The sequence below is a fragment of the Paraburkholderia sp. EG286A genome, from assembly GCF_040965375.1.
GTDB lineage: Bacteria > Pseudomonadota > Gammaproteobacteria > Burkholderiales > Burkholderiaceae > Paraburkholderia.
On record NZ_JBFRCB010000003.1, the window covers coordinates 386,819 to 408,804 of the forward strand.

At 64.2% G+C, this 21,986-nt stretch carries 17 protein-coding genes and 2 tRNA genes; 7 read left to right on the forward strand and 12 right to left on the reverse strand.

The window, feature by feature from the left end:
• Nucleotides 1-166: 166 nt before the first annotated feature.
• On the reverse strand, nucleotides 167-2,629 hold the full coding sequence (gene rnr, locus AB4Y35_RS14535; protein WP_368704864.1) for a ribonuclease R: 2,463 nt from the start codon (nucleotides 2,627-2,629) through the stop codon (nucleotides 167-169).
• Between the two features lie 395 nt (nucleotides 2,630-3,024).
• Between rnr and AB4Y35_RS14540 the strand changes: the two genes are divergently transcribed.
• The 3 genes from AB4Y35_RS14540 (at nucleotide 3,025) to AB4Y35_RS14550 (ending at nucleotide 3,860) form a co-directional block, all read left to right on the forward strand.
• Nucleotides 3,025-3,111: transfer RNA gene (locus AB4Y35_RS14540), tRNA-Leu, on the forward strand.
• 176 nt (nucleotides 3,112-3,287) lie between these two features.
• Nucleotides 3,288-3,374 (forward strand) — tRNA-Leu (locus AB4Y35_RS14545).
• 180 nt (nucleotides 3,375-3,554) lie between these two features.
• A complete protein-coding gene (locus AB4Y35_RS14550) occupies nucleotides 3,555-3,860 on the forward strand; it encodes a hypothetical protein (protein WP_368704865.1) in 306 nt (101 codons plus the stop codon).
• Nucleotides 3,861-3,888: 28 nt separating this feature from the next.
• Here AB4Y35_RS14550 and oxlT read toward each other — a convergent pair whose 3' ends face one another.
• The 9 genes from oxlT to AB4Y35_RS14595 form a co-directional block, all read right to left on the reverse strand.
• Nucleotides 3,889-5,214, reverse strand: a complete 1,326-nt coding sequence (oxlT, locus tag AB4Y35_RS14555; RefSeq protein WP_368704866.1) for an oxalate/formate MFS antiporter — start codon at nucleotides 5,212-5,214, stop codon at nucleotides 3,889-3,891.
• 129 nt (nucleotides 5,215-5,343) lie between these two features.
• Nucleotides 5,344-6,738, reverse strand: a complete 1,395-nt coding sequence (locus AB4Y35_RS14560; RefSeq protein ID WP_368704867.1) for an NAD(P)(+) transhydrogenase (Re/Si-specific) subunit beta — start codon at nucleotides 6,736-6,738, stop codon at nucleotides 5,344-5,346.
• 9 nt (nucleotides 6,739-6,747) lie between these two features.
• Entirely contained in the window at nucleotides 6,748-8,316 is a 1,569-nt protein-coding gene (locus AB4Y35_RS14565) for a Re/Si-specific NAD(P)(+) transhydrogenase subunit alpha (protein ID WP_368704868.1), read from the reverse strand.
• A gap of 164 nt (nucleotides 8,317-8,480) precedes the next feature.
• Nucleotides 8,481-8,738 carry a hypothetical protein gene (locus AB4Y35_RS14570; protein WP_324160725.1) on the reverse strand — a complete coding sequence of 86 codons (258 nt, stop codon included), beginning with the start codon at nucleotides 8,736-8,738 and terminating at the stop codon, nucleotides 8,481-8,483.
• Between the two features lie 28 nt (nucleotides 8,739-8,766).
• Nucleotides 8,767-9,201, reverse strand: coding sequence for a PAS domain-containing protein (locus tag AB4Y35_RS14575; RefSeq protein ID WP_368694682.1), 435 nt, complete (start codon nucleotides 9,199-9,201; stop codon nucleotides 8,767-8,769).
• Between the two features lie 158 nt (nucleotides 9,202-9,359).
• The gene (gene frc, locus AB4Y35_RS14580; RefSeq protein WP_368704869.1) at nucleotides 9,360-10,610 is read right to left on the reverse strand and encodes a formyl-CoA transferase; all 1,251 of its coding nucleotides are present in this window, start codon (nucleotides 10,608-10,610) and stop codon (nucleotides 9,360-9,362) included.
• 36 nt (nucleotides 10,611-10,646) lie between these two features.
• A complete protein-coding gene (oxc, locus tag AB4Y35_RS14585; RefSeq protein WP_368704870.1) occupies nucleotides 10,647-12,395 on the reverse strand; it encodes an oxalyl-CoA decarboxylase in 1,749 nt (582 codons plus the stop codon).
• A 65-nt stretch (nucleotides 12,396-12,460) separates the two neighbouring features.
• The gene (locus AB4Y35_RS14590; protein ID WP_368704871.1) at nucleotides 12,461-12,589 is read right to left on the reverse strand and encodes a hypothetical protein; all 129 of its coding nucleotides are present in this window, start codon (nucleotides 12,587-12,589) and stop codon (nucleotides 12,461-12,463) included.
• A gap of 149 nt (nucleotides 12,590-12,738) precedes the next feature.
• Complete coding sequence (locus tag AB4Y35_RS14595; RefSeq protein ID WP_368704872.1) at nucleotides 12,739-13,458, reverse strand: GntR family transcriptional regulator; 720 nt, start codon at nucleotides 13,456-13,458, stop codon at nucleotides 12,739-12,741.
• 249 nt (nucleotides 13,459-13,707) lie between these two features.
• On the opposite strand from AB4Y35_RS14595, the gene AB4Y35_RS14600 reads away from it, so the two are divergent.
• Nucleotides 13,708-14,070 carry a hypothetical protein gene (locus tag AB4Y35_RS14600; RefSeq protein ID WP_368704873.1) on the forward strand — a complete coding sequence of 121 codons (363 nt, stop codon included), beginning with the start codon at nucleotides 13,708-13,710 and terminating at the stop codon, nucleotides 14,068-14,070.
• A gap of 124 nt (nucleotides 14,071-14,194) precedes the next feature.
• Here the strand turns inward: AB4Y35_RS14600 and AB4Y35_RS14605 are convergent, their stop codons facing one another.
• Both AB4Y35_RS14605 and AB4Y35_RS14610 read right to left on the reverse strand, forming a co-directional pair.
• Nucleotides 14,195-15,910 (reverse strand): long-chain fatty acid--CoA ligase, encoded by a 1,716-nt coding sequence (locus AB4Y35_RS14605; RefSeq protein WP_368704874.1) that lies wholly within the window; start codon nucleotides 15,908-15,910, stop codon nucleotides 14,195-14,197.
• Between the two features lie 81 nt (nucleotides 15,911-15,991).
• A complete protein-coding gene (locus AB4Y35_RS14610) occupies nucleotides 15,992-16,765 on the reverse strand; it encodes an SDR family oxidoreductase (protein WP_342920633.1) in 774 nt (257 codons plus the stop codon).
• 372 nt (nucleotides 16,766-17,137) lie between these two features.
• On the opposite strand from AB4Y35_RS14610, the gene AB4Y35_RS14615 reads away from it, so the two are divergent.
• From AB4Y35_RS14615 to AB4Y35_RS14625, 3 genes are all read left to right on the forward strand, one after another.
• Nucleotides 17,138-18,244, forward strand: a complete 1,107-nt coding sequence (locus tag AB4Y35_RS14615) for a porin (RefSeq protein ID WP_368704875.1) — start codon at nucleotides 17,138-17,140, stop codon at nucleotides 18,242-18,244.
• A 484-nt stretch (nucleotides 18,245-18,728) separates the two neighbouring features.
• Nucleotides 18,729-19,946, forward strand: a complete 1,218-nt coding sequence (locus AB4Y35_RS14620; protein WP_368694678.1) for an MFS transporter — start codon at nucleotides 18,729-18,731, stop codon at nucleotides 19,944-19,946.
• A gap of 205 nt (nucleotides 19,947-20,151) precedes the next feature.
• Nucleotides 20,152-21,972 carry an AMP-binding protein gene (locus tag AB4Y35_RS14625; protein WP_368704876.1) on the forward strand — a complete coding sequence of 607 codons (1,821 nt, stop codon included), beginning with the start codon at nucleotides 20,152-20,154 and terminating at the stop codon, nucleotides 21,970-21,972.
• Nucleotides 21,973-21,986 lie beyond the last annotated feature (14 nt).

Genomic DNA, 21,986 nt, shown 5'->3' on the forward strand with positions numbered 1-21,986 from the left:
AACGATAGTCAGCCGGCCGCGTCGTGCGGTCCGGCGTATGCAAGCCGCGCGCGCATGTGGCAAAAGCCGACGCGGCTGGCAAGTGAAAAAACCGGGCGCGCGCACGGCGGCGCGGCCCGGATAATGAAACGGCTGCGGAGCACGTTGGCGCTCCGCATGCAGGTGCTCAGCGCTTCTTGCGCGGCGCCTGCTTCTTGGGCGTCGGCTTCACGGCCGAGCGCTTCTTCGCGGTCTTGGCGGCGCCGCGCGCCGCGCGCGCCTCCTTCACCGCGACGCTCGGCGCCGGCGCAGCCTTCTTCTGGCGCGCCATGTCGCCGCCCTGCAGCGCGCGCACGCGCGGACCACCCTCCATGCCGCTCTTGTCGACCGGCATCGGCCGGTTGCCGCCCGGCTTCACGGGCGTATCGCGCACGAGGCGGAAGTCGATCTTGCGCGCGTCGAGATCCACGCGGCTCACCTGCACGCGCACGCGGTCCGACAGGCGATAGCGAATGCCGGTGCGCTCGCCACGCAGCTCGTTCTTGATCTCGTCGTACTGGAAGTAGTCCGAGCCCAGTTCCGTCACGTGCACGAGGCCTTCGATGAAGAGCGCGTCGAGCTGCACGAAAATGCCGAACGACGTCACACCGCTCACCATCCCGCCGTACTCTTCGCCGAGCTTGTCGCGCATGAAGTAGCACTTGAGCCAGGCTTCGACGTCGCGCGAGGCTTCGTCGGCGCGGCGCTCGTTCGCCGAGCAGTGCAGGCCCAGTTCTTCCCAGATCGCCGTGTTGGCGCCGCGGGCGCGCTTGCCGCGCTTCTCCTCGTCCTCGGCTTGCAGCGCGCGGGCGCGCGGCGAGAGCGCGGTATTGAGCTCGACCCCCTCGGGTGCCTGCGGCTGGTACTTCTTGCCCTGCAGGATCGCGTAGATCGCGCGGTGCGTGAGCAGGTCGGGATAGCGGCGAATCGGGCTCGTGAAGTGCGCGTACGCCTCGTAGGCAAGACCGAAGTGACCGATATTGTCCGGGCTGTACACGGCCTGCTGCATCGAGCGCAGCAGCATGGTCTGCAGCATCTGCGCGTCGGGCCGGTCGCGGATGTGCGCCATCAGCGCGGCGTAGTCGCTCGCGTGCGGCGTGTCGCCGCCGCCGAGCGAAAGGCCCATGCCGCGCAGGAAGGTACGCAGATTTTCGAGCTTTTCGGCAGTCGGCCCCGCGTGCACGCGGTACAGGCCCGGGTGCTTGTGGCGCTTCATGAAGTCCGCCGCGCACACGTTGGCCGCGAGCATGCACTCTTCGATCAGCTTGTGCGCGTCGTTGCGCTGGCGCGGCACGATCTGCTCGATCTTGCCTTGCGCGTTGCAGACGATATACGTCTCGGTCGTGTCGAAATCGATCGCGCCGCGCTTCTGGCGCGCGGCGAACAGCGACTTGTACACGCCATAGAGATTCTGCAGTTGCGGCAGCAGCGCCGCACGGCGTGTCGCCTCGGGGCCCTTGGTGTTGGTGAGCACCGCCGCGACTTCGGTATACGTGAGCCGCGCCGCCGAGTGCATGACGCCCGGATAGAACTGGTACGCCTTGATCTCGCCGCGTGCGGTGATCACCATGTCGCACACCAGCACACAGCGGTCGACGTGCGGATTGAGCGAACAGAGCCCGTTCGACAGCTTCTCCGGCAGCATCGGGATCACGCGGCGCGGGAAGTACACCGAGGTGCTGCGCTCGATCGCGTCCACATCGAGACCGCCGCCCGGCAGCACGTAATGCGAGACGTCGGCGATGGCGACGATCAGGCGGAAGCCCTCGCCACGGCCGACCTGCATCGGCTCGCAATAGACGGCGTCGTCGAAGTCGCGCGCATCTTCGCCGTCGATGGTGACGAGCGGCACGTCGCGCAGGTCCACGCGATAACGAATGTCGGTGGGACGCACGGCGTCGGGCAGCTTCGCGGCTTCGTCGAGCGCGGGCTTGCTGAACTCGTGCGGCACGCCGTACTTGCGCACGGCGATCTCGATCTCCATGCCCGGATCGTCGATGTCGCCGAGCACTTCCATCACGCGGCCGAGCGGCTGCGAGTGGCGGCTGGGGAAATCGGTGAGTTCGACGACCACGACCTGGCCGACCTTGGCCTTCTTGGGATTCTGCGTGACGAGGATATCGTGGCCGATGCGCTTGTCTTCCGGCGCGACGATCAGCGCGCCGTTCTCGTTGAGCAGGCGCCCGATGACACTGCGGTTCGCACGGTCGGTGACTTCGACGATATGCCCTTCCGGCCGCCCGCGCCGGTCATAGCCGACGATGCGCGCGAGCACGCGGTCGTTGTGCATGACCTTCTGCATTTCGCCTTGCGGCAGGAACAGGTCGTCCTGACCGTCGTCGCGCACGAGGAAGCCGTAGCCGTCGCGATGACCCTGCACACGCCCGGCGACGAAATTCGAAGGATGGGCGAGCTGGTAGTGGCCGCGCGAGTCGAGCCGGATCTGCCCGTCGCGCTCCATGGCGGCGAGCCGCCTGAAGAACCCTTCACGCTCCTGGCGCTTGATGGAGAGCGCCTCGGCGATATCGTTCGCGGTGCACGGCGAGTCGCTGGTCCGCAGCACGCCGAGAATCTCTTCGCGGCTGGGAATCGGATACGGATATTTGCTCAAGGGCTTATCGATGGTTGTTCTCGTTGCGTGGACGTCGGATTTTGCGCGGCCTGAATGTGCGATACATGCGGGCGGCGCCCGGTCTTCGAGTGCTGCAATCTGCCGGCCCGTAACGTGGATTGCCTGACCGCTCGCGTTGCGTGCGCCACGCTGCACGCAGCACCTGAATCACGGACTTTTGCCGGCGGAACTTCTGCGAGGCATTCTAACACCCGCATCGCACCCTACGAGCCGTGGGAGCGGCCTCGCGGCCCGACGAGACGGCCACTCCACGCGGTCTGCAACGCTTCGGCAGGCGCGTTTTATCACCTTCCATAAAACGCTTGACAGCCGTTCCGATCCCGCTATAATTTCGGTCTTTGCTGCACAACACGTTGAACAGCAAACGACACCTTGCCCAGGTGGCGGAATTGGTAGACGCACCAGGTTCAGGTCCTGGCGGTGGCAACACTGTGGAGGTTCGAGTCCTCTCTTGGGCACCAGATTCAAAAGGCCGGCTTTATGCCGGCCTTTTTCATTTCCGGCGTAGGCAACGAGTACAACTGCCCTGCTATCGCGCAAAACGCAGCAGCCCCGTTCCCGGGAAGAAGATTTTTTGAAAAGATCTATTGACAGACACGCGAATTCACGTCACAATCTTTTTCTAGCTTGAAGACGTGCCCAGGTGGCGGAATTGGTAGACGCACCAGGTTCAGGTCCTGGCGGTGGCAACACTGTGGAGGTTCGAGTCCTCTCCTGGGCACCACGTCTCATCAAGCAGAACTCGCAGCACCCAGGATTCATCGAAAAAGCCCGCAAATCTGCGGGCTTTTTTGTTTTGCGGCCTGTATCCGTCTGCCTCTCTTCGTTATATTTCATGGTATACATTGCCACACGGCACGGCGCGTGCGTGCAAACCCATGACAAGCCGATTGAGGAAGACCGAATGGAATTCGTTGTCGTCGCAGCGATCGTCGCCGTCAGCTTTGGCGCTGCCGCGACCTGGCTGCTCGCAACCCGGCTGCCCGAGCACTGGCTCGACAAGAGCGCCAGCGAGGGCCGTTACGCGCATCTCGGGCAGGAAAACGAGCGATCCGCCGAGGCGGACCCGCGTCGCGATCAGGCCCGCATCGATACGCGGCGCGTACGGCGCTCACGCGTGCGTGCAAGACTCCAGAACGCGGCGCGGCTGATGCGGGCATTGCGCCCCGCAAGCGCGCGCCGCGATCACGACCGCACCGCCCGCCCATAGCGCTTCAGGGCGCACCCATCAACCGAGCTCACTCATGCGAGCCCAGCGGCGAAGGGACGAACGCCGAATCGGCGATCCTCGCCTCCTCACCCGACTGAAAGATCCAGCGCCGGCGCATCGGCTGCAAGATCACCTTGGCGCTCACGCCCGCCATCATCGCCACGCAGGCGACCATGTCGAACACCATGTTCCAGCCGCCGTGGATCGCCAGCAGCGTCGCGACAGGCACGAGCATCGCCGCGGTCCCCTTCGCGGTATAGAGCGTGCCCGCGTTGCCGGCCGCGTATTTCGCTCCGAACGTATCGGCGCAGGTCGCCGGAAAGTTCGAAAAGATATCGCCGTAGAACAGGAACACGAGCCCCGAGAACAGCATGAACAGATACGGGTCGTGGCCGAACGCGCGCAAGCCCAGCAGCGCGAGCCCCTCGCCGAGAAACGTGATGAACATCGTATTCTCGCGGCCGATGCGATCCGAAATGAGCCCGCACAGCGGCCGCGTAAAGCCGTTGCAGAGATTGTTGATCGAGAGCGTCATGGTGAGCAGCGGCAGCGTCGCCGCGACGAGCGTGACTGGCATCGAGGCGAAGCCGTAGCTCTTCGCGATCGGGCCGATCTCCGCCGTCGCGATGATGCCGCCCGCCGCCACGCAGACGAACATCGCATACATCACCCAGAATACGGGCGCGCGCACCATTTGCTTCGTCGTATAGTCAGTCTTCGTCGCCACGATGCGCTTCATGCCTGCCGCGTGTGCGGGGGGCTTCGGCCGCACCATCACCAGCGCGAGCAACATGATGCAGGCACCCTGCAGGAGTCCAAAGAACACGAACGCGCGCTCGTAGCCCGACTGCTGGATCATGTTCGAGATCGGAATGACCGTGAGCGCCGCGCCCGCGCCGAAGCCCGCCGCCGTCATGCCGGCGGCGAGACCGCGCCGGTCGGGAAACCATTTGAGCGCGGTGCCGACGCACGTGCCGTACACGCACCCCGCGCCGATGCCCGAGATCACCGCCGCCACGTAAAGCACCGGCAGCGTGGGCGCCCACGCGTCGAGCACCCAGCCGAGCGCCACGCAGCACGCTCCGCCCATGACCACCGGGCGCGGGCCGAAGCGGTCGACCAGCCAGCCCTCCACGGGCACGAGCCACGTTTCCGTCACGATGAAAATCGAGAAGGCGAGCTGAATCGCAGCTTGCCCCCAGTGATGCCGTGCGTCCATCGGCACGACGAAGAGCGTCCACGCGTACTGCAGGTTCGCCACGAGCCCCATGCAGAGAATGCCGGCGACGAGCTGCACCCAGCGGTTGTGCCGCCGGGCCGTATAGCCGCCATCGATACGATCGGTATATGCCACGTTGTCTGTCTCCATCCGTTGTGATTGCGCGCGGGCTTTTCTCGCATCGCCTCGACGCCAGTGCGTGCACCATGTCCCGCGTTACAGCCAGCGCGGCAGACTTGAGTCCGCCACGCCTTGCTTCAAACGTCAAGCGGCTTCGAGTTGCCGCAGCAGCGCGTCGACGCTGCCTTTCGCGTCGCCAAACAACATTCGTGTGTTGTCCTTATAGAAGAGCGGATTGTCCACGCCCGCATAGCCCGTGGCCATGCTGCGCTTGGAGACGACCACGGTACGCGCCTTCCACACCTCCAGCACCGGCATGCCGGCGATGGGGCTACCCGCATCCTCCTGCGCGCCCGGGTTGACGATATCGTTCGCGCCGATCACGAGCACGACGTCGGTGCTCGTGAAGTCTTCGTTGATTTCGTCCATTTCGAGCACGATGTCGTAGGGCACCTTCGCTTCCGCGAGCAGCACGTTCATGTGGCCAGGCAAGCGCCCCGCTACGGGGTGAATGCCGAAACGCACGCGAATGCCCAACGCGCGCAGCCGCCGCGTGATCTCGCTGATGGTGCCTTGCGCCTGCGCGACGGCCATGCCATAGCCCGGCACGATCACGACTTCCTGCGCGTCGCGCAACAGCGACCCCACTTCGTCCACGCTGGTCGCCACGACTTCGCCTTGCGGGGCCTCGCTGGCCGTTGAACTCACCGTACCGAAGCCGCCGAGGATCACCGAAACGAAGCTGCGATTCATCGCGCGGCACATGATGTAGCTGAGGATCGCACCGCTCGATCCAACCAGCGCGCCCGTCGTGACGAGCAGGTCGTTATCGAGCATGAAGCCCGTTGCCGCTGCAGCCCAGCCCGAATAGCTATTGAGCATCGAGACCACCACGGGCATGTCCGCGCCGCCGATCGCCATCACGAGGTGCACGCCGAGCGCCGCCGCCAGCACGCACATCACGATCAGCGCGTAGAGTGCGTCGCCGCCATCGGGCGCACTGACGAAGCGATAGCCGAGCGCGATGCATGCGCCCAGCACGACCGCGTTGAGCAGATGCCGCGCGGGCAGCACGAGCGGCTTGCCGCTCACCGTGCCCTGCAGCTTCAGGAACGCGACGATCGAACCGCTGAACGTGACCGTGCCGATGAAAGCGCCGATATAGATCTCGGTGTCGTGAATCGCGCGCTCGACGCCGCTCATCGCGATCTTTGGCGAGAGAAAGTTCGCAAAGGCGATGAGCGTGGCCGCGAGGCCGACGAAGCTGTGCAGCACCGCGACGAGCTGCGGCATCTGCGTCATCTCCACCCGGCGCGCGAGCGTCGCGCCGAGCCCGCCGCCCACCAGCGCGGCGATGAGCGCGATTTGCAGGCCCGCACCGCCCGTGACGAGCAGCGTGGCGAGCACGGCGATCACCATGCCGGTCACGCCATAGAGGTTGCCGCGCCGCGCACTGGCGGGATGACTCAGCCCGCGCAGGCTGAGGATGAAGAGCGTCGCCGCGCCGAGCCACGCCATGTTGCCGATTCCGTTGAGCATGACGTCTCCTCAGGTCCGTTGGAACATCTTCAGCATGCGCTGGGTGACGAGAAAGCCGCCCGCGATGTTGATGGTCGCGACGACGAGCGCAATGCCCGCCAGCACGGTCACGATCGTGCTGGCGTTGCCCGGATGCAGCAACGCGCCGATCACGATGATCCCGCTGATCGCATTCGTCACGCTCATGAGCGGCGTATGCAACGAGGGCGTGACGTTCCAGACCACCTGATAGCCGACGAACACGGCCAGCACGAACACCGTGAAGTGCGCGACGAACGCGGGCGGCGCGACCGCGCCGAGCGCGAGCAACAGCAACGCGGCAACGACGAGCGCCGCGAGCGACCAGACACCGTTGCGGCGCGCGGCCTGCGCGGTGGCTTCTTTCGCGTTGCCAGTCACGACGGCAACGGGCTTCGTCTGCGCAGCCGCTTGCGGCGTCGCCGAGACCTGTACCGGCGGCGGCGGCCAGCACACCTGGCCGCGCTGCATGACGGTGGTGCCGCGCTGCACGACGTCGTCCATATCGAGCTTCAACTCGCCGTCTTTTGCCGGCGTGAGATCGGTCAGCAAATGGCGGATATTGGTCGCGTAGAGCTGGCTCGACTGGTTCGCCATGCGGCTCGGCAGATCCGTATAGCCGATCACGGTCACACCGTTCGCATTCACGACCTCACCCGGGCGAGTGAGTTCGCAGTTGCCGCCCTGCTCGGCCGCCATGTCGACGATCACGCTGCCCGCGCGCATGCACGCCACCGTCTTCGCGTCGATGAGGCGCGGCGCCGGCTTGCCGGGAATCAGCGCCGTCGTGATGATGATGTCGACCTCGCGCGCCTGGGCCTCGAACAGCGCCATCTCCGCTTCGATGAACTTCGCGCTCATCTGTTTGGCGTACCCGCCCGAGCCGCCGCCCTCCTCTTCGATGTCGATGCTCAGGAACTCCGCGCCCATGCTTTCGACCTGCTGGCCGACTTCGGGGCGCGTATCGAACGCGCGCACGATGGCGCCAAGACCGCGCGCGGCACCGATCGCCGCGAGCCCCGCCACGCCCGCGCCGATCACGAGCACCTTGGCCGGCGGCATCTTGCCCGCCGCCGTGATCTGCCCCGTGAAAACGCGCCCAAAATGCTGGGCCGCCTCGACGACCGCGCGATAGCCAGCCATGTTCGCCATCGAACTCAGTGCGTCGAGCTTCTGCGCGCGCGAGATGCGCGGCACGCAGTCCATCGCGAGCACAGTGACCTCGCGCGCCGCGAGTTGTTCGAGCAGCGCAGCGTTTTGCGCGGGCCAGATGAAACCGATCAGCGTCGCGCCGGGCTTCAGGCGCTGCACCTCTTCGCTCGAAGGCGGACGCACCTTGACGACGATATCCGCGCCGCTCAAGAGCGCTTGCGCGTCGTCCACGACACGCGCGCCTGCCGAGCGATATGCGTCGTCCGGGTAGGACGCATTCACACCCGCCGCCGTTTCGACCTCCACGGCATAACCGAGCTTGATTAGTTGTGCCACACTTTCCGGCGTCGCCGCGACGCGTCGTTCGCCTTCGAGTGTCTCGCGGGGGACCGCAATGGTCATCGCCATGATGCGCCTCCGTCGTTCACAACAGAGCGCGATGCGGCGAGACCATACGAAATGGGCGGCGCGCCAATGCATCTGGCGCGCCGAAAGCGTAGCCACGACTTCATGAAACGTCTCCTACTGATGTTGGAATTCTTTGTGTGCCGCGGCTCGATGAGGGCTTTGCCCTATGACACGCCCAGGCTGGGCGAATTGCCGCTCTTGAGAAAAGCAAGCGCCGCCTCACGCGCACCGGCAATGGCGGCGGCCTCGCTTTCGAATACGGTTTCGTCAACTACCCATTGACGGGGGAGAACAGCGGCCGCCGGTTCGTCGGCAGCGGGCTCGACCGCGTGGATCGCGGCGAACGCGGCCCAGCCGCCGTTGTGAATCATTTGCCGGGCCGAGAGTTCGACCTCGAAATGTCCGAGTCTTTCGGTGTGCATCGAAGAGCTCCCGAGGTTTCAGCGGGTTTCAGGATTGCTGGGCCTGTGCTTCGAGTTCGGTGATGCGTTTCTTGAGCGCGCGCTCCTCCTGGAAGCGCACGGTTTCGTCGCGGATCACGGCGACGATGCCGTCGAGTTCGCCCTGCGGCGAGTGCAGCAGCGCCACGGTGAAGGCAATGGAAAGCGCCTTGCCCGCCTTGTCCACGGCCGGTACACGCAGCACGTCGTTGCCATAGCGCGTCTGGCCGGTCGCCATCGTCTTGTGATAGCCCTCCCAATGGCGCCCGCGCAGCCGCTCGGGAATGATCACGTCGAGCGTCTTGCCGAGCGCTTCTTCCTGGGTATAGCCGAACATGCGCGTGGCCGCGGGATTCCAGAAGGTGATGTCGCCGGCTGCGTCCGAGATGACGATGGCGTCCCCGATGGCGTTTGCGAGCTGCTCGAAATCGATGGCGGATTGCATGGCGATGACTATGTGGGGGAATGTCGTTTATCGTCGCCGCACGGCTCGCATTGCACATGCTGCGCGGCGTCCTGCCTGTCTGGTATTGCGGTGCTGCGCGGACGCAGCGTTGGCCGCGCCCGCTTCCTGCGTTCAGCTTGTGGAACTCGATGCGGAACTCAAACCGCGCGCACCTCGTGCAGCGCCGCGATCTGCTGAGCCGTGTAACCAAGGTCGGCCAGCACCTGGTCGGTGTGCTCGCCGAGCAGCGGCGAACCCGTGATCTCCGGCTTCAGCTCCGAGAACTTGATCGGGCTGCCCACCGTGAGGTACGAGCCGCGCTCCTTGTGCGGCACTTCGACGATAGTACCGCTTGCCCGCAGCGAAGGGTCATTAGCAATTTCCTTCATGCTGAGCACCGGCGCGCACGGAATGTCGAACTTGCGCAGGATGTCGACCGCTTCGAACTTGGTCTTGTCGGCGAGCCACGCTTCGATCGTCGCGAAGATGTCGAAGATATGCGGCTGACGCGCCTGCGCCGTAGCGTAGTTCGGGTCGTTGATCCATTCGGGTTTGCCCAGAGCGCGGCAGATCGGCTCCCAGGCGTGGCCCTGCACCGTGAAGTAGATGTACGCGTTCGGGTCGGTCTCCCAGCCCTTGCACTTGAGCACCCAGCCCGGCTGGCCGCCGCCGCCCGCGTTGCCGCCGCGCGGCACGACGTCGCTGAAGGTGCCGTGCGGATATTGCGGGTATTCCTCGAGGAAACCCTGGCGGTCCAGACGCTGCTGGTCGCGCAGCTTCACGCGGCACAGGTTGACCACGCTGTCCTGCATCGATACGGCCACCTTCTGGCCCTTACCGGTCTTGTCGCGGCCGATCAGCGCCGTGAGAATGCCGATGGCGAGGTGCATGCCCGTGTTGCTGTCGCCGAGCGCAGCGGCGCTCACCGTGGGCGGGCCGTCCCAGAAGCCCGTGGTCGAGGCCGCGCCGCCCGCGCACTGCGCGACGTTCTCATAGACCTTGAGGTCGTCGTAGTGGTGGCCTTCGCTGAAGCCCTTCACCGAAGCGACGATCATCTTCGGGTTGAGTTCCTTGATGCGCTCCCACGTGAAGCCCATGCGGTCCAGCGCGCCGGGGCCGAAGTTTTCGACCATCACGTCCGATTCCTGAATCAGCTTCTCCAGCACTTCCTTGCCTTCGGGCTTCTTCGTGTCGAGCGTGAGCGAGCGCTTGTTGCTGTTGAGCATGGTGAAGTACAGCGCGTCGACTTCGGGAATGTCGCGCAGTTGCGAGCGCGTCACGTCGCCGGCGCCCGGGCGCTCCACCTTGATCACGTCCGCACCGAACCACGCGAGCATCTGCGTGCAGGCGGGACCGGCCTGTACGTGCGTGAAGTCGATGATCTTGATACCGTCGAGGGGTTTGCTCATTTCTCGTATCTCCTGGTCTACCTGATCTATGGGGGCTTATTTCTTCATCGCCGCGCTTTGCGGATTCAGATTCGTGAGACGGCCGCTCTCGGTCCCGGCCGATTCGTCGATGACTGCGTTGATCAACGTGGGCTTGCCCGACGCGATCGCCTCGAGCAGCGCGCTCGTGAGTTCTTCGGGCGTCGTCGCCTGATGGCCGATGCCGCCGAAGGCCTCGATCATCTTGTCGTAGCGCGCGTTCTTCACGAACACCGTCGGCGCGACGTCGCAGCCGCCGCTCGGGTTGACGTCCGTGCCGCGATACACGCCGTTGTTGTTGAACACGATGGTGCAAACCGGCAGGTTGTAGCGGCAAATCGTTTCCAGCTCCATGCCCGAAAAGCCGAACGCGCTGTCGCCCTCGATCGCGACGACCTGCGTGCCGCTCGTCACCGCGGCGCCGATCGCGAAGCCCATGCCGATGCCCATGATCCCCCACGTGCCCGAGTCGAAGCGCTTGCGCGGCTGGTACATGTCGATGATGCTGCGCGCGTAGTCGAGCGTGTTTGCGCCTTCGTTGACCACGTTGATGTCGGGACGCGTCTTGAGCACGTCGCGGATGGCGCGCAGCGCGCTGTGGAAGTTCATCGGTGACGGGCTCTTCGCGAGCGTCGCGGCCATCTTTTCCAGGTTCTTGTTCTTGCGTTCGGCCACGGCGTCGAGCCACTCTGCCGGCGGCTTCGGGAAGTCATTGCCGAGGGCTGCAACGAGCGCTTCCACGCATGAACCGATGTCGCCGATCACGGGCGCTTCGATGGCGACGTTGCTGTCGATTTCCGTCGGCGCAATGTCGATCTGGACGAACTGCTTCGGGCCGGCAGCCGCACCCCAGGTCTTGCCCTTGCCATGCGAGAGCAGCCAGTTCAGGCGCGCGCCGATCAGCACCACGGCGTCCGACTCGGCCAGCACGAACGAGCGCGCGGCCGACGCCGACTGCTCGTGCGTGTCGGGCAAGAGACCCTTGGCCATCGACATCGGCAGATACGGAATGCCGCTCTTCTCGACCAGTTCGCGGATTTGCGCGTCGGCCTGGGCGTAGGCCGCGCCCTTGCCGAGCAGGATCAGCGGACGCTTCGCATTCCTGATAACGTCGATGGCGCGTTGCACCGCATCCGGTGCGGGAATCTGGCGCGGCGCCGCGTCGACGACCTTGATGAGCGAGTGCTGGCCTTTCACTGCGTCGATGGTCTGCGCAAGCAGCTTGGCCGGCAGGTCGAGATACACGCCGCCGGGGCGACCCGAGACGGCTGCGCGAATCGCGCGCGCCACGCCGACGCCGATGTCCTCGGCGTGCAGCACGCGATACGCCGCCTTGGCATAAGGCTTCGCCGCGTTGAGCTGGTCCATCTCTTCGTAGTCGCCCTGCTGCAGGTCGACGATCTCGCGCTCGCTCGAGCCGCTGATGAGGATCATCGGGAAGCAGTTCGTGGTCGCGTTGGCCAGTGCCGTGAGGCCGTTCAGGAAACCCGGCGCGGAGACGGTCAGGCAGATGCCCGGCTTCTTCGTCATGTAGCCCGCCACGGCCGCGGCGTTGCCGGCGTTCTGCTCGTGCCGGAAACCGATGAAGCGCATGCCCTCGGCCTGCGCGAGACGGGCGAGATCGGTGATCGGAATACCGACGAGACCGAAGATCGTGTCGATATCGTTGAGTTTCAGCGCGTCGATGACGAGATGAAAGCCATCGGTCGTTTGCTGCGCTTCCGGCACAGGGTTCTGCTGTGCCTCGTTGATGCCTGCTTCTGCCATGACGTCTCCTCTTTGGCGGGGCGTTGTGTGATTCGTGATATACAATATTCCACACACAATATTAGTCAAGACGTTTTTTTACCCATGCCGCGTTTGCTGCACTGCGTCGCGCCGTGCTGCACCGTTGCTGTCTCGTGCGATCGCTCGCGCAGCGGCAAACTTTGACGCAGCACACCATGGGCAAGCACCTTCATTCGGCCCAAACGTCCTGACGAACTTGTTACGGACTCCATACCTTTCTTTCAGCATCGCGGCGCTCATTCAGACGAACTGCGTATCGATGCCGCTGACTCATGCGTCGAGCCGATATGAACCGGCGGCCCGACGCGGCGCGCTCTACGTTTCAGTCCAGAAAATCGCAGTTGGCTTCCACGAACAGCGCGAGTTCGATCGAGTGCTGCCGCACGAGCTGCTCGACGCGCTCGGTGTCGCGCGCCTCGAGCGCCTCGATAATGCGCATGTGCTCGACGATCGAACGCGACGCGCGATCGCTCTGCGCGATCGTCATGCGCCGGATCGCGCGCACATGCATGAAGATGTTCTTGATGGTGTCGACGATGATGGGCGACTTCGATAGCTCCACCAGCGACTGGTGAAACATGATGTTCGCCTCCGAGTACTCCTCTATGTGGTCCGAGGGCGTCGAATCGCCGAAGGTCGCGAACATGCGCCGCAGACCCGCAATGTCGTCGTCCGAGGCACGCTGCGTCGCGAGGCGCGCGGCGATGCTTTCGAGCGCGGCCCACATATAGATCATCTCCACGATCTCCTTGCGCGTCTTGCGCAGGATGTAAACACCGCGGCGCGGCACCGTGCGCAGAAAGCCCTCCTGTTCCAGCAGCGTCATCGCCTCGCGAACCGGTGTTCGGCTCACGCCGAGCTTCTCGGTCAAATCCTTTTCGTCTAGCCGGATCTCGTCTCGCGAGCGGTAGATGTCGGTTTCGGCAATGGCCTGCTTGAGCCTCGCGTAAGCCTGATCGCGCAGCGAAGCGGTTGCGTTGATCGGCTCCAGCGTCAAGGTGACCGGGGGCATCCCGGTGACGAATTCTCTTTCGGCGGACATCGGTCGTTTGTCTCCAACGTTCTGTTTAGCCGGCGCTGCTGGGGAATTTCATATTTCCAATACAATATATCAGCAACACGCTCGCAGCTAAGCGGGGTTTACGCGTACCGGGCCATGTCTCGCTCGATTCGCGGGGCTGATCCGCCATCCATACAGCTTTACTTATATTTTTCGAAAAAAACTTTAACTATCGTTTATTCATTGGCGCTTCTACTCTTGCTTCACGCCACTCGACATGAGGAGACAGCCATGAGCCACCTGGACACCCGCCACGATCGCCAACTGGAGGCGCAGTTGTGCGCATTCAACACGGCATTCGCCGAACTCGGCCTGCGTTTTCGCTGGGATGCGCGCACGCTCTACTCGCTCGCATCGATTGCCGGTGAACAGGCGCGCGTCGCCGCCTATATCGAAACGAATCACCCGCATCTGCTGAAGGCGTACAGCATGGAATTTCTGTGCGAGGCGATCCTTGCTCGCAAGAACGCGCAGGCGCCCGGTGAATGGCCACTGGCCGTGCCCGCTCAACGCGGTTCACAGGAATGGGGCATGGCAGCCGTCATGGAGCAGGATTGGCGCGAAGGCGGTTTGCCCGCGCTTGCCGGCGCCTGATGCGCACGCACGAAAGTGCGAGCCCAATAAGAACGAAAAGAACGAAACCCGTCTGGATTGGCGCGCACTAGCGCGCTATCCAGACGGGCTCGATATTGAAGGACAACGAAGGAGAACTGCGCGCTCAGGCGTTGCCGCGCGCCTCGGCCTCTTCTTCCTGCAGCTTGCGCCACAGAATCTTGCCGCTGCCCGACTTCGGCAGCGCGTCGACGAACTGCACGATGCGCGGCGCCTTGTACGCGGCCATGTTGTCGTGCGCCCAGGCGATGATGTCATCTTCGTTCACGCTGCCGACCTGCTTCGGATCGAGCACCACCACGGCCTTCACGGTCTCGCCGCGGCGCTCGTCCTGGGTACCGATGATGCACACTTCGTTGATCGCCGGGTGCCGGTACATAAGCGCCTCGACCTCGGCCGGCCAGACCTTGTAGCCCGACGCGTTGATCATGCGTTTGAGGCGGTCGGTCATGAAGTAATAGCCTTCTTCGTCGCGCCGCACGAGGTCGCCCGTACGCAGGAAGCGCTTGCCGTCGCGTTCGATGAACGCTTCGCTCGTCGCCTTGGGGTTGCGCCAGTAGCCCTGCATCACCTGCGGCGCATGCATGATCAACTCGCCCGACTCGCCTGGCGGCACCTCCTCCAGTGTGATCGGATCGATCACACGCGAGTCGACGTCGAATACCGGAATGCCGAGACATTGCGGCTTGGGACGCTGCGGCGGATTGATATGCGTGCCCGCCATGGTTTCCGACATGCCATAGCCCTCGACGAAGTCGAGCCCGGTCAGATCCTTGAGCTTCTTCACGACCGCGTCGGGCATCGTCGCGCCGCCGCCGCGCATCCAGGCGAGGCTCGACAGGTCGTACTCGTGAATGCGCGGGTTCGAGATGAAGTCCACCACCATCGTCGAGATTGCCTGCCAGCCGTTGATGCGGTAATGCTCGATGGCGCGCGCCGCGGCGTCGCGATCCCAGCGCGGCAGCAACACCACGGTCGAGCCGTTGTAGATCGGGCTGTTCATGCCGCCCTGCATGCCGGTTACGTGAAAGAGCGGCAGCACCGAAAGTTGTACGGCATCCTGATTGCTTCCGAACCAGTTGCAGCCGCCCACGGCCGTCGCCATCACACTGCGATGCGTGTGCATGCAGCCTTTGGGCTTGCCGGTCGTGCCCGAGGTGTACGGCATCACGCAGAGGTCGTCGGGCCCGGCGGTTAGCGCTCCGGGTACGCATCGCGCCTCGAGCACGTCGATCCAGTGCGCAACACCCGGGCCGCTCACGGAACGCGGCGCGCTCACGAACTCAGGCGGCGGCGAAAACGGCTCGCACTTCAGATAGTCGCTATACGTCGCAACGAGCAGATGCTTGAGGCCCCCGCCTTCCTGGACGAGCGGCGCAACACGCGGGTAGAGATCCTGCGCGACGAAAACCGTCGTCGCGCCACTGTCTTCCACGTAATGCGCGAGTTCCTCGGTGAGGTTCATCGGGTTGACCGGCACGACCACGGCGTTGGCGCGCAGGATGCCGTAGTAAGCGATGACCCATTGCGGGCTGTTCTGCATGTAGAGCAGCACGCGGTCGCCGGCCTTCACGCCGCACTCCTGCTGCAGATAGCCGGCAATGCGCTCGGCCTCGTCCTTGAACTGCGCGAACGTAATGGGCGTGTCGTAGAAAACGATGAACGGCTTGTCGGGATAGCGCGCCGCCGAGACCTCTGCGTTATAGAAGAGGTTCGTTTGCGGAATGCTCAGATGCGGCGAAAGATGCGCGGGCCAATGCGGCGAGGCTGGCTGGGGCGATGCCGGCGAAGGTGCGGAAAGCGTCGGGGCGGACGTGGACATGGCGGGCTCCGTCAGGCAAGACTTGTGAAGAATGCGGACGCCAACCGCTCGCTGAGGGCCGGCGCCACCTACCATGCGCAATCAGACGATGCTCGAGCCGCCATCCACGGCGAGATACTGACCCGTCATATGCCGCGAGGCCTGGCTCGCGAGAAACACCACGGCGCCTTTGAGATCGTCGTCGTCGCCGAGACGGTGCAGCGGCGTGTGGTCGATCACCACCTGCCCCAGCTTGTCGAGCAGCCCGGCCGACATCTTCGAGGGAAAGAACCCCGGGCAGATCGCATTCACGTTGATGTTGTACTTGCCCCATTCGGCAGCCAGCGCACGCGTAAAGTTGATGGCCGCCGCCTTCGAGGTGTTGTACGCGATGGTCTGCATGGGCCCGAGCGACCCCTTCAGGCCCGCAATCGAAGCCACGTTGATGATCTTGCCACGCTGGCGCGGGATCATGCTGCGCTTGCCCACTTCGCGCGCGAGGAAGAACGGCGCGGTCACGTTCAGGTTCATGACCTTGTGCCACGCCTCGTCGGGATAATCCTCCGCGGGGGCGCCCCACGTGGCGCCCGCATTGTTCACGAGAATGTCGATCTGACCGCCGGCCGCCAGCGTCTCGTCCACGAGCGGCTTGACGGCCTCGGCGCGCTGCAGGTCGCTCACGATCGTGGTCGCCTTGATGCCGAGCGCCTGCAGATGGCTCTGCGCCTCACCCAGTTCGTCGGCCTTGCGCGCCGTGATCACCACGTGGCAGCCCATCTCGCCGAGCGCCTGCGCCATCTGCAAACCCAGCCCGCGCGAGCCGCCGGTGATGAGTGCGACCTGACCGCCCAGCTCGAACATTTCCCTGACCCGCATGCTTTCGTCTCCTTGATGTCTTGTGGACCGGCCGACGTTCCCGGATGGCGGAACGCGATGAGATGCCAACGATTCTAGCGAGGCCCGCTAGTCAGAAAAATAGGGAAAAGCACGACCGTTCATTAAACGGTATTTGTGCTGTTGCCACCGGCCGTATGCGGGTTGGGTAGGCTGAAAAAGCAAACATGCGGGGAGTTAATTGCGCGCGCAACCGTTGCAAGCACGCGACAGCCCGCGTTTTCACCCCTTCACCAAGCGTCTATCATCGGCCCCCCGGCCAGCATCCACTGGCCGGCATACGAAAAAATCGGGCCCCGGCACCCCGGCGGTCCGACGGACTGACAACACGCAGCAGAAGAAAAGGATTTCACCGTGAGACACACCCAGATCGCATCCGCCGTCGGCGGCCTCGCCCTCGCACTGGCTTGCCAGCACAGTTTCGCGCAAAGCTCGGTCACGCTCTACGGCATCGTCGACACCAGCATCCGCTACCTGACGAACGCCAACGCGCACAACGACAACGAGCTGCAGATGACGCAAGGCCCGATCACCGGCAGCCGCTGGGGCCTGAAGGGCTCCGAGGATCTGGGCGGCGGCCTCTCGGCCGTGTTCCGCCTCGAGAACGGGTTCAACCTCTGGAACGGCCAACTGGCGAGCTCGAATACGCTGTTCAACCGGATGGCGTACGTGGGGCTGTCGAGCAACAAGTACGGTACGGTCACGATGGGCCGTCAGAACACGCCCATGTTCGACCAACTGGGCAACACCTTCGACCCGCTGACCGTTGGCAATTTCGACCAGGACGGCTGGCTGCCGGGCGCGCTCGGCTACGGTCTGCGTGAGAACAACTCGGTCAAGTACGACGGCAAGTTCGGCGGCCTCGAAGTCGAAGGCATGTACAGCTTCGGCGGCGTGGCGGGCAGCGTCGGCGCGAGCAACATGTACGGCTTCACGGCCACCTACGCAGCCGGTCCGGTCTCGCTGCTCGCGGGCTACCAGCAGAATAGCGACGCACACAACAACAAGTACCGCGTGGCCAACCTCGGCGCAGTCTATGCGCTCGGTCCGGTCCACCTGTACGGCGGCTGGCTGTGGGGCCAGGACAATACCGGCGTGGTCGACCAGTACATGGCAGCCGCGAACTCGCCCGCGGCGATCAACTTCGTGACGCCCGTGACGAAAACCAACCGCATCGACAACGGTCTCTATGCCGGCGCAACGTGGCAGGTCAGCTCGCCGCTGCTGCTGACCGCGGCGTACTACTACGATCACGCAAAGAACGGCCTGAATGGAGACGGCGTGACGCTCAGCACCGGTGTGCGCTACTCGGCAGTACTGCTGGCCGAGTACTCGCTGTCCAAGCGCACCGAAGTGTATGGCACGGTCGACTTCATGCGCGGCACCGGCTCGGCAACGGCCGACTTCCCGGGTCGCAACAACCAGACCGGCGTCGCCGTCGGCTTTCGCAACATCTTCTAATAGCGGGTTGCCTCGCCGGGTCTGATCACCGGCACAACGGCGGCGCGGCGCTTCGAGCGCGGCGCCGCCGTTTTTCTTTGCGACGCGCCGACGGCGCCGTCCACGCGATATCTCCCATTCGTCCGATTCGAGCGGGTAAATGCCCGCTCGTTTGCATTCGTTCATGCGCATCGATTAACTCATTCGTGCATTGAGTTACCTTCATTTAAATTACATTTAAATTACGAATAAAACAAAAAGCTTTCGCCTTTACCCGAATTCCCCAGGGATTACTACGGGTTCCAGTCAAGATGCATGCAAATGTTTAATGCCGGGCGTACACTGCTGGCGCGTGGCCCATTGCGGGGGGGCCGCCCCAAGTCACACAACCAGGCCACACAAGGCAATGCCGACACGTGCATGAGATCGCGCGAGGTGCACAAGCGCCCATCGCGATCGACAGGAGACATGGCATTGCCCCCAGTATCAAAGGAGAACAATCAACATGAGCTGGACGCGTGAACAGAAGAACGTCACGATCGCGGCGTACCTGGGATGGACGCTCGATGCATTCGATTTCTTTCTGATGGTTTTCGTTCTGAAAGACATCGCCACCGAATTCAACACCAAAATCCCGGCAGTGGCATTTGCCATTACGCTGACACTGGCCATGCGCCCGCTCGGCGCGCTGATATTCGGCCGCCTCGCCGACAAATACGGCCGCCGTCCCACGCTGATGATCAACATCGCGTGCTACTCGATCCTCGAACTGCTCACGGGCTTCTCGCCCAACCTCGCGACCTTCATCGTCCTGCGCGGGCTCTTCGGCGTCGCCATGGGCGGCGAATGGGGCGTGGGCTCGGCGCTCACCATGGAAACCATTCCGCCCAAGTCGCGCGGCATCATTTCCGGGCTGCTGCAGGCGGGCTACCCGAGCGGCTATCTGCTCGCCTCGATCGTGTTCGGCGTGCTGTATCAGTACATCGGCTGGCGTGGCATGTTCTTCGTCGGCGTGCTGCCCGCGCTGCTCGTGGTCTATGTGCGTATGCACGTGCCCGAGTCGCCGGCTTTCAAGGAAATGGAAAAGCGCGCGCGTCCGAGCCTGCTCACCACGCTCAAGCACAACTGGAAGCTTTCCCTGTACGCCATCGTGCTGATGACGGCGTTCAACTTCTTCTCGCACGGCACACAGGATCTGTATCCGACCTTCCTGCGCGAACAGCATCACTTCGATCCGCACACGGTTTCGATCATCACCATCGTGCTCAATATCGGCGCGATCGTGGGTGGCCTCTTCTTCGGCCGGATTTCCGAAAGTATCGGCCGCCGCAAGGCAATCTTCATCGCCGCGCTGATCGCGCTGCCGGTGCTGCCGCTGTGGGCATTCTCGCAAGGGCCGGTGCTGCTCGCGCTCGGCGCGTTCCTCATGCAGATTTCGGTGCAGGGCGCCTGGGGCGTGATCCCGGTTCACCTCAACGAAATTTCGCCTGACGAAGTGCGTGCGACCTTCCCGGGCCTCGTCTATCAGCTCGGTAACCTGTTCGCTTCGGTGAACGCCACGCTGCAGGCGTCGCTCGCCGAAACGCACAACCAGGACTACTCGATGGCCATGGCGATCGTCGCCGGCACGGTCGCCATCGTGATCGCGGTGCTGATCCCGTTCAGCCGCGAACGTCGAGGCATCGACATGACGCAGACCGCGAAAGAGGTGTCGGGCGTCTGACGTGCCACACGCGGCCGCCCCGTAACGCCGCACCGCAGCACCACGATGAAAGGCCGTGCCGGGTTCGCCCGCACGGCCTTTTTTGCTGGTTTTGACGATGGTCGAGCCGCCCGCGCCCGCACACCGGGTAACACCTCCTGGCCGCACGGCGCGTGGCGTTGCATGATGAAAGGCACTCGGTTGCCCTACCGTCCGGAGATTCACCATGAGCGAAACGCCCCAGCCCGATCCGGCGAGCCCCGTGGCGGCTTCCGCACCTCAGGCGGTCACACCTCAGCCGGCCCCACCTCAGGCGGCCACTCCCAACACCGACGGCATCTGGTACGCCTCGTACCCTCCCGGCGTGCCGCGCGAAATCGCCGCGAGCCAGTACGCCTCGCTCACCCATTTCTTCGACGACTGCACGGCGCGCTTCGGCGAGCGCGTCGCCTACGTGAGCGCCGGCTCGCCGATGACCTACGCCGCACTCGCCCGCAGGGCCACGGCGTTCGCGTCCTGGCTGCAAGGCGCGGGCGTGCAGCCGGGCGAGCGCGTCGCGATCATGCTGCCCAACACCTTGCAGTATCCGGTTGCCCTCTTCGGCGCGCTCAAGGCCGGCGCCGTGATCGTCAACGTCAACCCGCTCTACACCGTGCGCGAGCTCGAGCATCAGTTGCAGGACAGCGGCGCGCAGACCATCGTCGTGTTCGAGAACTTCGCCGCCACGCTCGAAGCGGCGCTGCCCGGCACGCAGGTGCAACGCATCGTCGTGACTGCGCTCGGCGACTTGCTGGGCGAAGGACTGAACCTCAAGGGCCGCTTCGTCAACATCATGCTGCGCCACGTGAAGAAGATGGTGCCGCCCTACCACCTGCCGCGTGCGGTGCGCCTGCTCGATGCGCTCGCGCAAGGCGCGCGCGCCCCGCACGCGCCGGTGGCGACCCGTGCCGACGATCTCGCGTTCCTCCAGTACACGGGTGGCACCACGGGTGTCGCGAAGGGCGCGATGCTCACGCACGGCAACGTGCTCGCGAACGTGCAGCAGGCAAAGGCGTGGATTGGCAACCAGTTCGACGCCAACGCCGAGACGGTGCTTACGCCCTTGCCGCTCTATCACATCTATTCGCTCACCATCAATGCGCTGATCTTCCTCGCACTCGGCGGACGCAACATCCTGATCGCCAATCCGCGCGACATGAAGCGCGTGATGAAGGTACTGGAGCACGAGACGTTCAGTTGCATCAGCGCGGTCAACACGCTCTATAGCGCACTGCTCGACAACGCGGCGTTCCGCCAGCGCGACTTCTCGGGCCTCAAACTCGCGATGGCGGGCGGCATGGCCATGCAGAAGGCCGTCGCCGACCGGTTCCGGGCCGTCACGGGCAAGCCCGTCGTGGAAGGCTACGGTCTCACCGAATGCTCGCCGATCGTTTCGATGAATCCCGTCGATATCGCGCATGCAGAGGGGGACGAGGCGCATCCGGAAGGCTCGATCGGGCTGCCCGCGCCGTCCACGCAGGTGCGCTTTCGCAGGGACGACGGCACGTGGGCCGGCATCGGCGAAGCCGGCGAGCTCTGTGTCAAGGGTCCGCAAGTGATGAAGGGCTACTGGAATCGCCCGGACGAAACGGCAAAGGTGTTTGCCGATGGCTGGCTCACGACCGGTGACATCGGCGTGATGGATGCGCGCGGCTATATCCGCCTCGTCGATCGCAAGAAGGACATGATTCTGGTGTCGGGATTCAATGTGTATCCGAACGAGATCGAGGACGTGGTGGCGATGCACCCCGGCGTGCGCGAAGTGGCGGCGATCGGCGTGCCCGATCCGGTGCAGGGCGAGCGCGTGAAGGTGTTCATCGTGAAGCGCGATCCCGCGCTCACGGAAGCCGCGCTGATCCAGTTCTGCCGCCAGCAGCTCACGGGATACAAGGTGCCGCGCATCGTGGAGTTCCGTGCGTCCCTGCCGCAATCGACCATCGGCAAGATCCTGCGCCGCCAGCTGCGCGACGAGGAAATCGCGAAAGCGGCGAAGAAGCCGCCGACGTGAGATGTCGATGCGCA

Bases quoted from the DNA above. Each gene is read 5' to 3' on its own strand.
- AB4Y35_RS14550 (WP_368704865.1), top strand. From the start codon at position 3,555: ATGGAATTCGTTGTCGTCGCAGCGATCGTCGCCGTCAGCTTTGGCGCT.
- AB4Y35_RS14560 (WP_368704867.1), bottom strand. From the start codon at position 6,738: ATGCTCAACGGAATCGGCAACATGGCGTGGCTCGGCGCGGCGACGCTC.
- AB4Y35_RS14565 (WP_368704868.1), bottom strand. From the start codon at position 8,316: ATGGCGATGACCATTGCGGTCCCCCGCGAGACACTCGAAGGCGAACGA.
- AB4Y35_RS14570 (WP_324160725.1), bottom strand. From the start codon at position 8,738: ATGCACACCGAAAGACTCGGACATTTCGAGGTCGAACTCTCGGCCCGG.
- AB4Y35_RS14575 (WP_368694682.1), bottom strand. From the start codon at position 9,201: ATGCAATCCGCCATCGATTTCGAGCAGCTCGCAAACGCCATCGGGGAC.
- frc (WP_368704869.1), bottom strand. From the start codon at position 10,610: ATGAGCAAACCCCTCGACGGTATCAAGATCATCGACTTCACGCACGTA.
- oxc (WP_368704870.1), bottom strand. From the start codon at position 12,395: ATGGCAGAAGCAGGCATCAACGAGGCACAGCAGAACCCTGTGCCGGAA.
- AB4Y35_RS14590 (WP_368704871.1), bottom strand. From the start codon at position 12,589: ATGAAGGTGCTTGCCCATGGTGTGCTGCGTCAAAGTTTGCCGCTGCGC.
- AB4Y35_RS14595 (WP_368704872.1), bottom strand. From the start codon at position 13,458: ATGTCCGCCGAAAGAGAATTCGTCACCGGGATGCCCCCGGTCACCTTG.
- AB4Y35_RS14600 (WP_368704873.1), top strand. From the start codon at position 13,708: ATGAGCCACCTGGACACCCGCCACGATCGCCAACTGGAGGCGCAGTTG.
- AB4Y35_RS14605 (WP_368704874.1), bottom strand. From the start codon at position 15,910: ATGTCCACGTCCGCCCCGACGCTTTCCGCACCTTCGCCGGCATCGCCC.
- AB4Y35_RS14610 (WP_342920633.1), bottom strand. From the start codon at position 16,765: ATGCGGGTCAGGGAAATGTTCGAGCTGGGCGGTCAGGTCGCACTCATC.
- AB4Y35_RS14620 (WP_368694678.1), top strand. From the start codon at position 18,729: ATGAGCTGGACGCGTGAACAGAAGAACGTCACGATCGCGGCGTACCTG.
- AB4Y35_RS14625 (WP_368704876.1), top strand. From the start codon at position 20,152: ATGAGCGAAACGCCCCAGCCCGATCCGGCGAGCCCCGTGGCGGCTTCC.